This window comes from Arcicella rosea (assembly GCF_040543805.1).
GTDB lineage: Bacteria > Bacteroidota > Bacteroidia > Cytophagales > Spirosomataceae > Arcicella > Arcicella rosea.
In genome coordinates this window covers 137,709-151,132 of sequence record NZ_JBEUMS010000016.1, presented here as the reverse complement: position 1 = coordinate 151,132, position 13,424 = coordinate 137,709, and the positions used below count along the sequence as shown (strand labels likewise).

Annotated in this window: 12 protein-coding genes and 3 tRNA genes; 12 read left to right on the top strand and 3 right to left on the bottom strand. The window is 32.0% G+C overall.

Annotated elements, in window-relative coordinates; all coding sequences use genetic code 11:
* Positions 1–15 precede the first annotated feature (15 nt).
* Both ABID42_RS19460 and ABID42_RS19455 read left to right on the top strand, forming a co-directional pair.
* Positions 16–621: a GDSL-type esterase/lipase family protein gene (locus ABID42_RS19460; RefSeq protein WP_323689118.1), complete on the top strand. Its 606-nt coding sequence runs from the start codon at positions 16–18 to the stop codon at positions 619–621.
* 125 nt (positions 622–746) lie between these two features.
* Positions 747–1,475: an esterase family protein gene (locus ABID42_RS19455; protein WP_323325403.1), complete on the top strand. Its 729-nt coding sequence runs from the start codon at positions 747–749 to the stop codon at positions 1,473–1,475.
* A gap of 86 nt (positions 1,476–1,561) precedes the next feature.
* Here ABID42_RS19455 and ABID42_RS19450 read toward each other — a convergent pair whose 3' ends face one another.
* The 3 genes from ABID42_RS19450 to ABID42_RS19440 all read right to left on the bottom strand — a co-directional run bounded on the left by ABID42_RS19450 (position 1,562) and on the right by ABID42_RS19440 (position 4,610).
* Positions 1,562–2,341: a queuosine precursor transporter gene (locus tag ABID42_RS19450; protein WP_367285075.1), complete on the bottom strand. Its 780-nt coding sequence runs from the start codon at positions 2,339–2,341 to the stop codon at positions 1,562–1,564.
* A 171-nt stretch (positions 2,342–2,512) separates the two neighbouring features.
* Positions 2,513–3,727 (bottom strand): pyridoxal phosphate-dependent aminotransferase, encoded by a 1,215-nt coding sequence (locus ABID42_RS19445; protein WP_367285074.1) that lies wholly within the window; start codon positions 3,725–3,727, stop codon positions 2,513–2,515.
* 193 nt (positions 3,728–3,920) lie between these two features.
* Positions 3,921–4,610: a hypothetical protein gene (locus tag ABID42_RS19440; protein WP_367285073.1), complete on the bottom strand. Its 690-nt coding sequence runs from the start codon at positions 4,608–4,610 to the stop codon at positions 3,921–3,923.
* Positions 4,611–4,988: 378 nt separating this feature from the next.
* Between ABID42_RS19440 and ABID42_RS19435 the strand changes: the two genes are divergently transcribed.
* The 10 genes from ABID42_RS19435 (at position 4,989) to ABID42_RS19390 (ending at position 13,358) form a co-directional block, all read left to right on the top strand.
* A tRNA-Ser gene (locus ABID42_RS19435) sits at positions 4,989–5,076 on the top strand.
* Between the two features lie 37 nt (positions 5,077–5,113).
* Positions 5,114–5,187, top strand: a tRNA-Pro gene (locus ABID42_RS19430).
* Between the two features lie 95 nt (positions 5,188–5,282).
* Positions 5,283–5,356 (top strand) — tRNA-Arg (locus tag ABID42_RS19425).
* An 80-nt stretch (positions 5,357–5,436) separates the two neighbouring features.
* On the top strand, positions 5,437–7,179 hold the full coding sequence (locus ABID42_RS19420) for a hypothetical protein (protein ID WP_367285072.1): 1,743 nt from the start codon (positions 5,437–5,439) through the stop codon (positions 7,177–7,179).
* Between the two features lie 87 nt (positions 7,180–7,266).
* Positions 7,267–8,559 (top strand): hypothetical protein, encoded by a 1,293-nt coding sequence (locus ABID42_RS19415; protein WP_323689123.1) that lies wholly within the window; start codon positions 7,267–7,269, stop codon positions 8,557–8,559.
* Positions 8,560–8,699: 140 nt separating this feature from the next.
* Positions 8,700–9,716 (top strand): glycosyltransferase, encoded by a 1,017-nt coding sequence (locus ABID42_RS19410; protein WP_367285071.1) that lies wholly within the window; start codon positions 8,700–8,702, stop codon positions 9,714–9,716.
* Positions 9,698–10,744: an acyltransferase family protein gene (locus tag ABID42_RS19405; RefSeq protein ID WP_367285070.1), complete on the top strand. Its 1,047-nt coding sequence runs from the start codon at positions 9,698–9,700 to the stop codon at positions 10,742–10,744. Before ABID42_RS19410 ends, ABID42_RS19405 begins: the two co-directional genes overlap by 19 nt.
* A complete protein-coding gene (locus ABID42_RS19400) occupies positions 10,741–11,895 on the top strand; it encodes a glycosyltransferase (RefSeq protein ID WP_367285069.1) in 1,155 nt (384 codons plus the stop codon). Before ABID42_RS19405 ends, ABID42_RS19400 begins: the two co-directional genes overlap by 4 nt.
* Positions 11,896–11,901: 6 nt before the next feature.
* Complete coding sequence (locus tag ABID42_RS19395; RefSeq protein WP_367285068.1) at positions 11,902–12,807, top strand: glycosyltransferase family 2 protein; 906 nt, start codon at positions 11,902–11,904, stop codon at positions 12,805–12,807.
* On the top strand, positions 12,804–13,358 hold the full coding sequence (locus ABID42_RS19390; protein ID WP_367285067.1) for a WcaF family extracellular polysaccharide biosynthesis acetyltransferase: 555 nt from the start codon (positions 12,804–12,806) through the stop codon (positions 13,356–13,358). The genes ABID42_RS19395 and ABID42_RS19390 overlap by 4 nt, the downstream gene beginning before the upstream one ends.
* Positions 13,359–13,424: the final 66 nt, after the last annotated feature.

The window sequence follows — 13,424 nt, the reverse complement described above, 5'->3', positions numbered from 1 at the left end:
ATAAATTCTGGAGCTATGTTTTGGTACGAAGACGAAGTAAAAAGATTAGAGCAAGAGCGTTTGAAATTACCATATCAACCCAAAACGGCTTTTTATGGAAGTTCAACAATAACCCTTTGGGAGAGTTTATATCATGATTTTCAAGAATTTTCTCCTGTTAATTTAGGTTTTGGAGGTTCTACTTTATCGGCTTGTGCTTGGTATTTTGATAGAGTGTTTGCTCAATTTGAAGAAATTAATTCGGTAATCATTTATGCTGGCGACAATGATTTAAGTAATAATCGTCATCCAGAAGAGATTTTTCTTTTTCTTTTTCAATTATTTGAAAATATTCAAAGACGATTTGGATTGATTGATTGTACTTATATATCTATCAAACCGAGTCCACAACGTTGGTATTTGAACGAACAAGTGAAATATACCAACAAGATTATTGAAAGAGAAATAAAAAGTAGAGGCGAACAACTTCATTTTGTAGATATTTATGACCAATATTTGGATGATAAACATCGTCCTGATTCAAGATTTTATCAAAACGATGGTTTACATTTCAATAAGTTGGGTCACGATTTACTAAAAACTAAGCTAGTTGAACATCTTTCAACCCTTGTTTTACAATAAAATCAATATATGGTATGATTAACAAAGCATTTTTTCATCAAGAGTATCGATATACATTACATGGTAATGCTTATAAATCAAATATAATTTTTATTAGTGTTTCTAAACCACAATTTTAGAAAAGTATGAAAAGAGAATATCATAAATGGTTTAGTAATTATCTACAGAAAGATATGGAAATGCTAGTTTTCGGTCATGCCGGAGCTAGGGTTTTGTTTTTTCCTACTCGTGGTGCTCGTTTTTATGATTATGAAGATTGGCATGTGATAGATGCCATTAAAGATAAAATAGAAGCAGGTTATTTACAGATTTTTTGTGTTGATAGCGTAGATGCTGAAAGCCTTTACAGTGTTGAAAGTTCGCCGAGTTATCGTATTCAAAGACACATGCAATACGAAGAATACATCATTAATGAAGTGTTGCCTTTTACTCGACAAATCAATCCAGACATGACGATGATTTCGGCGGGTTGTAGTTTAGGTGCTTATCATGCTATGAATGTTGCCACAAAATACCCCCAGTTTTTTACAAGAGTTGTCGGAATGAGCGGGCGTTATGATTTAACTTGGCAAGTTGGTGTTTTCAAGGATTTGTTTGATGGCTATCATGACGAAAATATTTATTATAACAATCCTGTTCAATTTATTCCTAACATTAATGATGAAAATATACTAAATGAACTGAGAAGAGTAGAGTTTATTTTAGCAATTGGTCAGGATGATGCTTTTCTTGAAAACAATAAGTATTTCAGTGATATTCTCTGGAGAAAAGGAATTGTCAATAAATTATACGTTTGGGACGAAGAAGCTCACAAAGCTCGGTATTGGCGTAAAATGGTTCAGTTATATTTATAAAACCAATATTTTGACGTTAAAAAGCCATTAACATTGTAAACTTAAAGTTTGAATGTTAATGGCTTTTTTATGTATTTTCTTAAAACTTACTCTTCAGAAGCTGCTTCAACTTGTAATTTATCCGTCACATCATTTCCTAGATATTTATCAATCAAATTATGAGCCAAGTAAATAATTGGCGTTAATAAAATTGCCGTAAAGAATTTATACAAATAACTGTTTAATGAAGTAGAAAGCCATTGATCAATTGTCCAATTCCCGAAAAGTACAAATGCAATTCCGATTACAACAAAGCTGTCAATTAATTGTGAAACTAAAGTAGAACCAGTGGCACGCAACCAGATTTTTTTGCCATCTGTTACTTTTCTAATCGCATGGAAAATGTAAGCATCTAATAGTTGACTAATCAAAAATGCTATCAATGAGCCAGTAATAATTCCCAAACCTTGTCTGAAAATTTTTCCGAAAGCATAATCAATATTAAAATTATCAGTGCCTTTATTTACTTCTAACCAAAAAGGAGCAGGAGTAAGGAGCGTAGCACCATAAATAATAATAAAGCAATATGCTATAAAACCAGCGGCTAAATAGGATACTCTTTTAACGCCCCTTTTCCCAAAATATTCATTAATAATATCAGAAGTAATAAATACAAATGGCCAGTTTAATGCACCAGCGGTTTGGTTAATATCCCAAGTACCTAAAAAGGTTTGTAAATGAAGTGGTTTAAAACCAAAAGTAGATTCTACAGAAAAGATTTTAACACCAATAATTTCAGCGACAATAGCATTTGATAAAAAAATGCCAAATAGGAAGATGAATAATTTGTTTCTTTTGGAGCTAAGAATGGAAAATTTCGAGTTCATTATTTTTAAGAATGAATATTGATAAAAATAGAAAGTCAGATAAATACAAAAGAGGCTAGATGTTTGAAAATCTAACCTCTTTACGAAGATAACAAATTATGTTAAAAATTGTTGGTTTCGATTACTTATTTAGCTTGTGTAAGCAAAACGTATCTTTCCCAAAATCTAAATTTACTTTTTACGATGATTATCAAAATGAAGTGCGATTTTATTCATCGCCAATTCTAATTGCTCCAAATGTGGAAGAAAAACGATTCTGAAATGGTCTGGTTCTTTGAAGTTAAAGCCTCTACCTCCAACAACCAAAATACGTTGATCTTCTAATAAACTCAAGACGAAATCTCCATCATTTTTGAAATCAAATTGCTTTAAATCAAACTTTGGAAATAAGTACATTGCACCTTTTGGTCTTACACAAGTTACACCCGGAATTGAAACAAGCTTTTCATGGGCTAAGTGCATTTGCTTGTACAAACGCCCAGTTGGAGCGACTAAATCGTTAATCGACTGATAGCCACCCAAAGCTGTTTGAATACCATATTGCGTAATAACATTAGCGCACAAACGCATTGAAGCTAAAAAAGTAAGTCCTTCAACATACGATTTTGCTTTATGTTTTGCGCCAGTCAAAATCATCCAGCCACCACGGAAACCAGCAGCACGGTAATTTTTTGACATACCACCCATTGTTACAATTAAAGTATCTTCCGACATTCCAGCTGTAGAATGATGAATGGCTCCATCATAAAGAATTTTATCGTAAATCTCATCAGCAAAAACAATCAACTTATGTTTTTCAGCAAGTCTAACAATACCTTCTACAATTTCCTTGTCATAAACAGCTCCAGTCGGATTGTTTGGGTTAATTAAAACAATTCCACGAGTTTTTTTGGTGATTTTTGATTCAATATCCTTTAAGTCTGGATTCCAGTCAGAAGCTTCGTCACATACATAATGTACTGGTGTTCCACCAGCGAGTCCCACAGAGGTTGTCCAAAGTGGATAATCTGGAGATGGAATCAAAATTTCATCATGAGGATTTAACAAAGCCATCATTGTTAATGAAATCAACTCGCTTACACCGTTACCTATATATATATCTTCAATTTCAATATTTTTTACTCCTCTACTTTGATAATATTGCATAACGGCCTTTCTGGCGGCGAAAAGTCCTCTGGAATCAGCATATCCTTGTGCGTTGCGAATGTTCATGATAATATCATGAATGATTTCTTCAGGGGTTTCAAAACCAAATGTCGCCGGATTGCCAATATTTAACGAAGTAATTTTATAGCCTTCACGTTGTAATTGAAGTGCTTTTTCGTAAACTGGCCCACGAATATCGTAGCGTAGCGAATCAAGGCGACTACTTTTTAAGATTTCCATGCAATATTATTTTTACATTGTTGTTTGAAAGCCAAACATATAGATTGAAAATAAGCTATCGTTTGATTTTCAATTTTGAGTCTGCAAAGGTGGGAAAAAATAAGCAAATACACTTAACTGAAAATCAAAAAAGCTTTATTGAAAGCTAACTTGTTTCAATAAACCTTAATAAATATTTAAATTTTGTATTATTTTACCGTTTCTCAAACCATTGTTCAAATAGGAAAATGATATTACTTTTATCTGAAGTATAATTTATCTGAACGTATTTTGCTTGAGTATTTGCTTCTAAGAAAATACCACCACGGATAGAAGTATGTGGTGCCAAAGTAGTGGCTTTGAAGTTTTCATTCATCCAAGTATTTTGTTCCCCACTAAGTTTGTCCATTCTTGAATAATAATGTTCATGGTCTGCAATGCGTTTGATTTGCGCTACTTGTACCATTGTTTCTCCTATATTCGCATTTCGCCAAGCCCTTTCTGGATTTCTATTCGAAGAACTTGCAATCATTGCCACAATGCCTCCTATAAATAAAACAGTATTGACCGTTTTCGCTCTTTTGATTTTCGTTTCCTCATAATTCATTTCTTGGCGTACTTTACTTAACTCTTCTTCAGGTTCAACGGCTTCATAACTATAAGTGTATTGTCCATTCGCAGAAATCAATTGATTTTTATTAATATCAAGAGGTATTGCTTTGAAATCTTTAGGTGAAATAGTAAGAGGTTCGTCGGTATTATTAAAGAGTTCAACATCGAAAACCATATATTTTTGATAACGTCCATCATAAGATGCTACGATTTTTACCTCATTATTTTCTTGTTTAACGATTTCTTTGCCATTATCAACAATACTTTCTTGTTCAATAGGACGCATTTTCATGATATTTATTGAAGAGCAAGAAATAAATAAGCTTGAGCAGCATAGTATTTTTAGGTATTTGATCATTTTTTTCAGAATTATTAAAGATTATTGATAGAACATTGACATACAAAATATAGTTTTCCCCTACACACAAGAGCTAATTTTTATAAAAATGGGATGAGGAAAATGAAAATATTGAAAAAATATTAATTTTTTTTTGGCTTCTAAGTGGTATAATAACCTTTTGATTATCAATTTTGTAAGAAAATGTTATCAAATAAGGTTAAAATTATTTCATTTTTTTTTTGAGAGAGGGCTTGCGAAATAGAAAAATCGCCGTACCTTTGCATCACCTAAACACAACGACAGTATCACAAGCGATACTAAATGTGTTAAGGAGAGTTGCCTGAGAGGCCGAAAGGAGCCGTTTGCTAAACTGCCGTACCTCACAAGGGTACCGAGGGTTCGAATCCCTCACTCTCCGCTTAGAAGTAATGATTATTTCTAGCAAGGGAATATTTCGGGGTGTAGCGTAGCCCGGTATCGCGCTTGGTTTGGGACCAAGAGGTCGTAGGTTCGAATCCTGCCACCCCGACATTTTAAATGTGTTAGTTTGAAGATTTGAGAATTTGAAAATTCATTTCCTTGATTTTCAACTCTTAGAAGTCTCAGATTAACACATTTTTTTTAGGTTCCATAGCTCAGCTGGATAGAGCAACTGCCTTCTAAGCAGTAGGTCTCAGGTTCGAATCCTGATGGAATCACTTTTATTAAAAACCGCTTAGATTCGCTTTCTAAGCGGTTTTTTTGTAGGGAAATACTTTCGATAACGCAAACTCATCCTATGAACCTTTATAAAAACCTGTCGATTATCGCTACAGTAATACTGTTGTTATTTTCAATGTTGAGTGTTTATTACGGAATAATTTCTCCTCCTCCATTAGTTACTTATACTACCGACGAACATTTTATTAGTGAATCAGGTGTTTTCCTTTGGTATGGATGTACGCCAAGAACTTTAGAATGGGCAGGTTTGCCTAGTATTTTTATCGCTTACTCCTTATTTATCATACAGTGTGTATCACAGATTGTGAGCCATTTTTCTGAACTCCATCAAATTACTGATTTTTTGAAAATTTTTGATGACAATGCTTATTATTACTTAAATCATCGAAACGAATTTGTTCTTTGGGAGCGTGCAGCTCAAATTATCATTGTTGGAATTATTCTTTTCAATACAGTTCGCTTTATTCTAAAATCATCCCATTTTTTGTTGACAAATCATACAAAAGTAATTTTGGTGTTGTTATGTGTATGTGTTGAATCTATTTGGGTGACCATTACACTTATCAGACCAGAAGCCATTTCTGGAAGTTTGTTTATTTATGTTGTTCTTAGGATTTTATTTACAGAAAAAATTACACCTCAAATAGCTACTACGATATTTATACTTTTTATCGTAACTGTTTCTCAGCGATTAATTTTCTTATTTATTACTCCATTTATCATTGGAAGTCTGGCTATTCATTTGTGTGCGCAAAAAATTGCACTTAAAACATATTTGAACTATTCTTTAGTAATTCTATTCGCCTTATTTACCTTTATCCCATTTGCGCTTACAGATACTTTTGTGGTATTGAAATCTTTTTTCGGTGTAATTTTTATCAAAATGCACCAAAGCCCGATGCCAACATTTTTTAATTATGCTTTTATCTTGGACTTTCTATCGAGTCCGCTGAGTATATTTTTTACAATTTGTACGATTGTTGGAACTTGGTTTTTATTAAAGGTTTATCCTTCCAAAACAATCATACTTATGTATCTAGGTAATTTGTTGTTTTTCTTATTTACTTCGTTAAAATCAGCTCAATTATATCCTTCTCATCTTTTTCCAGCAACCATGATGTCAATTATCTTAATTGGTTTTGGTTTTGTTGGGGTAATCCAAACTCAAAAGGAACACTTAAAGAAATATTTGGTAACAGTATTTTGCTTGCTATTAGTCGTTAATTCAGTATATGGTATCTATCATAACAATAAAAGAATGACTGCTGAACAAATAAATTTGGCGGAGGCAATTAGTTGGATTAATTCTTTGGATAACAACGAGACAATCGCTTTAGAGCTAGATTTTGATGGATTTATTCCAAAGAATTTAGCCTGTTTAGAAAGAGAAAAACAAGCCAATATTAGTGAAGCTTACAGAGTAGATAAATTAAGTAAACTATTAAAAATTCCAGTATCAGATTCTACTCAACAAGTAAATGCTTTACCAATTATTGCGCAAGCTTTTGCTAGTGAAGATGAAAAACTAATGGATGTTGAATATCAAATTTTACTAAAAAACATTCATACAGATTCTTCAAAACGATTTAATACTTATTATTTCTTTGATACGAGTAGTATGATGAGCCATTGTATGGTTCGTGATGAAGCCTATCAGAAATTTGAGGAAAACCAGTATCATTATTTGATAAGTGCTAAGCAATTGACAAAGTATAAATCAATCAAGGCATTTGATAAAGATGGTGGAGCAAAGTATTGGGTATATGAACAGAAAGGTTTTAGTAAAGTACTAGCTGACTAACAGCTTAAATTTGTTATTTTTGTAATTATGAAAGCGTACTTTAATTTTAAATATAGTATTCAGTCACTTGGTTTGTTCATAGTATTTATGGGAAACCCATTGATTTTCTTTTTTAAAGAAGTTTTAGGCTTTGGAGGAAGTTCAACTTTTACGATAGGGAGCTTATTTTTAGGGTTAATTTTAATGATTTCTCCTTCAGATATTTTTAGAAAGTTCTACAAACCCAATATTCCTATTTTTAGGGTTGCTAGCTTTTTCTTGATTCTAGCATTATTGGCTTGTTTGTTTTATAACCCGTTTTTTGGATATGATAGAGACCGTACTGCATTTATAAGAGACATAGGAAACTTCATTTTTATTTTTGCATTCTTTTTTTTGGTATTAAGTGTTTCGAACGATATTGCTGATTACTTTTTACCTGTAGCCATTTTGCTTACTTTTTTAGGAAGTATATGTTTGATTTATTCAATGGCAACAAATCCTCTGTTTATTATTGGTCAAAGAGCAACGGTTGTTTTTGGTGATGGAACAACTACTGCAAGTGGAAATCCTCACGTATATGCAAGGAATGCTTTTGCGGGTGTCTTTGCTTCTTATTTTTTCTTGAAATCAAAAAGTCTTTTTTGGAAATTATTATCATTTGCGAACTTAATCTTATCAGTAATTGTAATTATTCTTGCTCAAGCAAGGTCAATATTGCTGGCATTTTTATTTGCTGTTGCTTTGTTTTTTTACTTCAATGTAACAAGAGAGTCTGTTTCTGGATTTATTAGAGGTATCTTCAAACCTTTAAACCTAATAGGTATTTTCTTGTTTATTGCAGGAGTAATTTACTTTATAAGTACTCAGCAAAGGATTGTTGACATTATTGATTTATATTATAATACATTTTTAGATACTTTTTCAAGAGCTTTATTAACTGCCTTTGGATTACAAGATGAAAAAACGGTAGATTATTCAGCATTGGGGAGAGTAAACAATATTGATAATATCATATTTATTTTTTCTGAAATTCCTTATGCTTTTATATTGGGTGGAGGTTTTAGGTTTATTTATGTAGATGTCCCGATTATTGAAACATTTGTAGATTTAGGCGTAGCCGGAATAGTTTCTTTTTCATTATTCAACTACATGATTTTTAAAGAAGCTATTTATACTTTAAAATGGAAAGTAAATCCCTTTGCCTGTTTTATAGCCTATTTTTATATGACTTATTTTGTAGGGATTTTTACTGGAGGTGAACCATACGGAACTTCTTACTGGTTTATTTTTGGAGTAGCTATTCGTTTTTTGGGCGTTAAATATTTAGAGAAAAATCCTGAAAATAATTCATCAGAAGACGAACTTTCACCTGTTCAGCCACCTGTTCTTACTTCTTAAAAATGAAGGTTTTAATTGTTCATAATCAACTTTGGGCTCATTACAAAGCCATTGTTTTCAACGAATTACAGCTAATTTCAAATCAAGAAAAAGATTTTGAGCTTTTGGTTTTACAATTAGCCAGAATTGAAAAAAGTAGATTGAAATTTGATGATACAAGTGTATTTAAGCATCAATACAACTATCAACTTTTGCATGATGGTGTGCTTGAAGATTTAAGCTTGAAACAAAGGGTTCTCGGAATTTTACGAACAATTCAGAGCTATCGTCCTGATATTGTTAACTTGACTGGCTACTATGATTTGGCTTCATTAATTGTTCTATGGTATTGTAAACTGAAAGGTATAAAAACGGTACTTTCCAATGAATCTACAAGTGGTGATCATACTCGTAACTTTTCAAAAGAGTTGTTTAAATCACTTTTTATCATAAAGCTTTTTGATGGATTTTTTAATTTTGGACAACAATCTAAAGAGTATATGTTAGCTTTGGGAGCAAAGGCTTCTCAGATGTTAGTAAATAGAAATTGTGTTGATAATCAATTGCTTGAAGAAATTTATAAGGAGAATTATCAGCAAAGAGTAAGTAAACAATCATCACTGAATTTACCCAAACACAATTTTATTTTTGTAGGTCGATTAATTGAGTTTAAAAATTTATTTAGACTTTTAGATGCCTTTAAAATAGCACAAAAAAATGAAGATTGGGGATTAATAATTCTTGGGGATGGTGAATTGAAATCTACTTTAAAACAATATGCTCAGGATTTAGTAGTAAAAAATGTGTTCTTTTTCGAAGGGGTAAATTGGCAGCAAGTTCCTCAATATTTATCATTGAGCGATGTGTTGGTTTTACCAAGTTTTTCGGAACCTTGGGGTTTGGTTGTCAATGAAGCGATGGCTTGTGGTTTGCCAGTAGCAGTTTCAAACAAATGTGGTTGCGCTGCCGAATTAGTAAAAGAATCTGAAAACGGATTCACGTTTAATCCAGAAAATGTTAACGAAATAGCTGAGACATTGGTGAAATTTATGGATAAAAAGCTAGATTTAGTGAAAATGGGAGAGGCTTCAAAAAAAATAATCCAAGAATATTCACCCATAAATGTGGCAAAAGAAATGTTTCAGGGCTATCAAAAATTATGTCATCCAAAAAAGTAATTAATTCAATACAGTTTTTAAGAGGTTTTGCGGCTTTTGTGGTAGTTTTTTATCATATCGGTGGCTATATCAAAAAGAATTTTCCAGTTGATTTTTTAGGAGATTTTTTTGGTTTTGGCTTTGCTGGTGTCGATTTGTTCTTTGTCATTAGTGGTTTTATTATTCATTTTACGAGCAAACAATACTTTGGTAAACCAGATTATTTACTTGAATACCTCAAAAAACGATTTTTTAGAGTATTTCCGATATATTGGTTGGTCATGACAAGCCTATTTTTGTTAGGCTGGTTAATGAGTAATTTTCTTCATAAAGAGGTTTTAAGTACGGCTTATCCTCATACATTTTCTGCTTATTTTCAAACATACTTTTTAATTCCTTTTCACTTTGCCATCAATCCAGTTACTTGGACACTCAGTTACGAACTGTTTTTTTATGTATGTTTTGCCATTTTAATTCTTTCAAAACGACTCTGGATTATACCTGTAGCTATTTTGCTGATTTCGATATGTAATATGATTGTTGGAAATCCTTTCAACAACAAATATTATGATTTCATTTTTAGTGGTTACAATCTTGAGTTTTTCTTTGGCTTCATCATTTGTAAGTATTACGAACAATTCAAATTGAGTAATCTAATCGCTAGCATATTGCTCATCATTGCCATTATTATCATTGTTATTTTTGGTTTTGAGATTAGTGATTTTGATTATTGGCAACGTGTACTGGTATTTGGTTTTCCTTCAGGATTTATACTAATATCTTTGTTAAATCTTGAAGCAAACGCTACGATTACTGTACCAAAATTTACGATTTTACTTGGAGATGCTTCCTATGTTTTATATCTGATTCATTTTCCAATGCTAATTTTATTGAATAAAATGCCTTCAATTTTAGGAAGTACTTTGTCGGCTACTCAAACAGTTTTTTACAATTATGTTATCGGAATCTTGATTCTTCTTGTAAGTATTTTGATTCATAAAATGATTGAAAAGCCACTTTCTAAGTATTTGATGAATTTATCAAAATGATAAAACCTGTGAAGATTTTAAATATTTGTGCTTATTCTTGGGACATTGGCGGACCGCCCAAAATTATTTATGACCATGCCGTTGAGCAAATAAAACTTGGTGCTGAAGTAACCATTTTAACGCCAATTACCGAAGGACAAAAATTATATGCTTTGCCAGAAGGAGCTAAAATAGTAGTGTGTAAAAGACATTGGTTAGCAAAATTCTGGGCAGAATTTTCGCCAGAACTATTTTTTTGGATAAAAAAACATGGAAATGAATATGATGTAATTCATATTCATGGGCTTTGGCATTTTGCGGGTTTAGCACCATATTTAGCAGGTGTAAAAACGCCAAAATGTGTAACAATTCATGGCTTGCTCGACCGCTGGGCTTTGGCAAATGGTTATTGGAAGAAAAAACTTTTTGGTACACTTTTTCAAAAAAGTGTTTTGGATAAAACGGAATTGATTCAAATCAATAATCTTGACGAAAAAAATGATTTACAAAACTTTTTAGGACACACTCATCCAAATGTTAAAATTGTTCCAAATGGAATGAATTTGAGAAATTTTGAAAAGCTTCCAGAAAAAGGCATTTTTAAGGAAAAGTACAATATTCCAAAAGATAAAAAACTGATATTATTTTTAAGCAGGATAAATATTAAAAAAGGCTTAGATTTATTGTTGCCAGCTTTTAAAACACTTCTTGCTAAAAGAACCGATTGTATTTTGGTTTTAGCTGGTCCAGACGATGGTTATTTAAGCGAAACAGAAAGATTTATCAAAACAGAATCATTACAAGAGAGTATCAAATTGGTAGGAATGTTGGTTGGCGAAGATAAATTAGCAGTTTTTTCAGATGCCGATATTTTTGTATTACCATCACATTCAGAAGGTTTTTCGATTGCAACACTTGAAGCCTTAGTTTCTGGAATTCCATCTTTATTGTCAGATAGAGTAGGTTTTGGTGAAAGTATTCGTGAGAGTAACGCCGCTCATTTAGTAGAATTGAATCCAGAAAGTATTGTAAATGGATTGACCAAAATGCTTGATGATGAAAAGTATTGTGAACTTTTAGCCAACAATGGAAAAGCTTTGGTAAAAGAAAAATATGATATTGAATTAGTTGCCAAGAATTTATTTGAAGAGTTTAAGAAAATTGCTAAATAAGAATTAATGCAAGATATTTCCGTCATCATCCTTACTTTCAATGAAGAAAAACACATCAAAAGATGTATAGAATCTTTGTTGCTTTTTACTGATAAAATTTTCATAATTGATTCTGGCTCTACCGATAAAACTGTTGAAATAGCCGAATCTCTTGGTGCAAAAGTGGTACAGAATACTTGGGTGAATTATGCAGTTCAGTTTAATTTTGGTATTCAGAATAATCCTTTCAATACCAAATGGTTAATGAGGATGGATGCAGATGAGTATGTATTGCCTGAATTAGCGAAAGAAATTAACCAGAAATTGGGAAATATCACACCTGAAATTGCTGGGATGTATATCAAAAGAAGAGTAATTTTCATGGACAAATGGATTCGTCGTGGAGCTTATTATCCCATTTGGTTATTGAGAGTTTGGCGAAATGGACAAGGCGCTTGCGAAGAAAGTTGGATGGATGAACACATTACTTTGACGACTGGAAAAACAATACAATTAGAAAACGATTTGGTAGATCATAATTTGAATAATCTTACCTGGTGGACGCAAAAACACAATTTATACGCTATCAGAGAAGTAATTGATTTATTAAATATTAAATACAATTTCAGAAATTTTGAATCGGTAGAACCAAATTTTTTTGGTTCACAAGAGCAAAGAACTAGATTTTTGAAAGTAAAATATGCTTCAATTCCATTGTTTATTCGTCCGATAATTTACTTTCTTTATCGATATATTTTCAGATTAGGGTTTTTAGATGGAAAGCAAGGATTCATTTGGCATTTTTTACAAGGTTTCTGGTATAGATTTTTAGTAGATGCTAAGGTGTATGAAGTATATCATCGTGTAGGAAGAGACAAAAAAGCTATTGAAAAGTTTTTCAAGGAGGAATTTAATAAAGATTTAACGAAATGAAAAAAACAACAGATTTGTCTCTGTACGATAATGCTTGGTATCAACCTGGAGGCTTTATTAAAAGAACAATTTGGCATATTGTAGGGGCTATCGTAATCAATTCTAATATTCCATTCCCAGTGTCGTTTAAGATTTTTATGTTGAAATTGTTTGGAGCGAAGATAGGAAAAGGAGTAATGATTAAGCCCCAAGTAACGATTAAATATCCTTGGTTTTTATCAATTGGTGATTACGTTTGGATTGGAGAAATGGTCTGGATTGATAATTTGGCAATGGTGAGCTTGGGAAATCATGTTTGTATTTCGCAAGGAGCGATGTTATTAACCGGAAATCATGATTATTCAAAAACAACTTTTGATTTAAAAATAGCTGGGATTAATTTAGAAGATGGGGTTTGGATTGGTGCTAAATCTGTTGTTTGTCCGGGAGTATTGGCAAAATCTCATTCGGTTTTATCGGTTAATTCAGTGATGACAAAGCAAATGGAGGCATATACCATTTATCAGGGAAATCCAGCGAAAGAAATTAGACAAAGAAATATCATCAACTAAAGCGTTTGGTGCTTTTATATTTTAATTGTAATTTGTGTTGCATAGTACTACTTTAACCCTATTAGG

What these genes read in the sequence shown, in the direction of transcription:
- ABID42_RS19460 (WP_323689118.1), top strand. Translation starts at nt 16, where the DNA reads ATGTTTTGGTACGAAGACGAAGTAAAAAGATTAGAGCAAGAGCGTTTG.
- ABID42_RS19455 (WP_323325403.1), top strand. Translation starts at nt 747, where the DNA reads ATGAAAAGAGAATATCATAAATGGTTTAGTAATTATCTACAGAAAGAT.
- ABID42_RS19450 (WP_367285075.1), bottom strand. Translation starts at nt 2,341, where the DNA reads ATGAACTCGAAATTTTCCATTCTTAGCTCCAAAAGAAACAAATTATTC.
- ABID42_RS19445 (WP_367285074.1), bottom strand. Translation starts at nt 3,727, where the DNA reads ATGGAAATCTTAAAAAGTAGTCGCCTTGATTCGCTACGCTACGATATT.
- ABID42_RS19440 (WP_367285073.1), bottom strand. Translation starts at nt 4,610, where the DNA reads ATGAAAATGCGTCCTATTGAACAAGAAAGTATTGTTGATAATGGCAAA.
- ABID42_RS19420 (WP_367285072.1), top strand. Translation starts at nt 5,437, where the DNA reads ATGAACCTTTATAAAAACCTGTCGATTATCGCTACAGTAATACTGTTG.
- ABID42_RS19415 (WP_323689123.1), top strand. Translation starts at nt 7,267, where the DNA reads ATGGGAAACCCATTGATTTTCTTTTTTAAAGAAGTTTTAGGCTTTGGA.
- ABID42_RS19405 (WP_367285070.1), top strand. Translation starts at nt 9,698, where the DNA reads ATGTCATCCAAAAAAGTAATTAATTCAATACAGTTTTTAAGAGGTTTT.
- ABID42_RS19400 (WP_367285069.1), top strand. Translation starts at nt 10,741, where the DNA reads ATGATAAAACCTGTGAAGATTTTAAATATTTGTGCTTATTCTTGGGAC.
- ABID42_RS19395 (WP_367285068.1), top strand. Translation starts at nt 11,902, where the DNA reads ATGCAAGATATTTCCGTCATCATCCTTACTTTCAATGAAGAAAAACAC.
- ABID42_RS19390 (WP_367285067.1), top strand. Translation starts at nt 12,804, where the DNA reads ATGAAAAAAACAACAGATTTGTCTCTGTACGATAATGCTTGGTATCAA.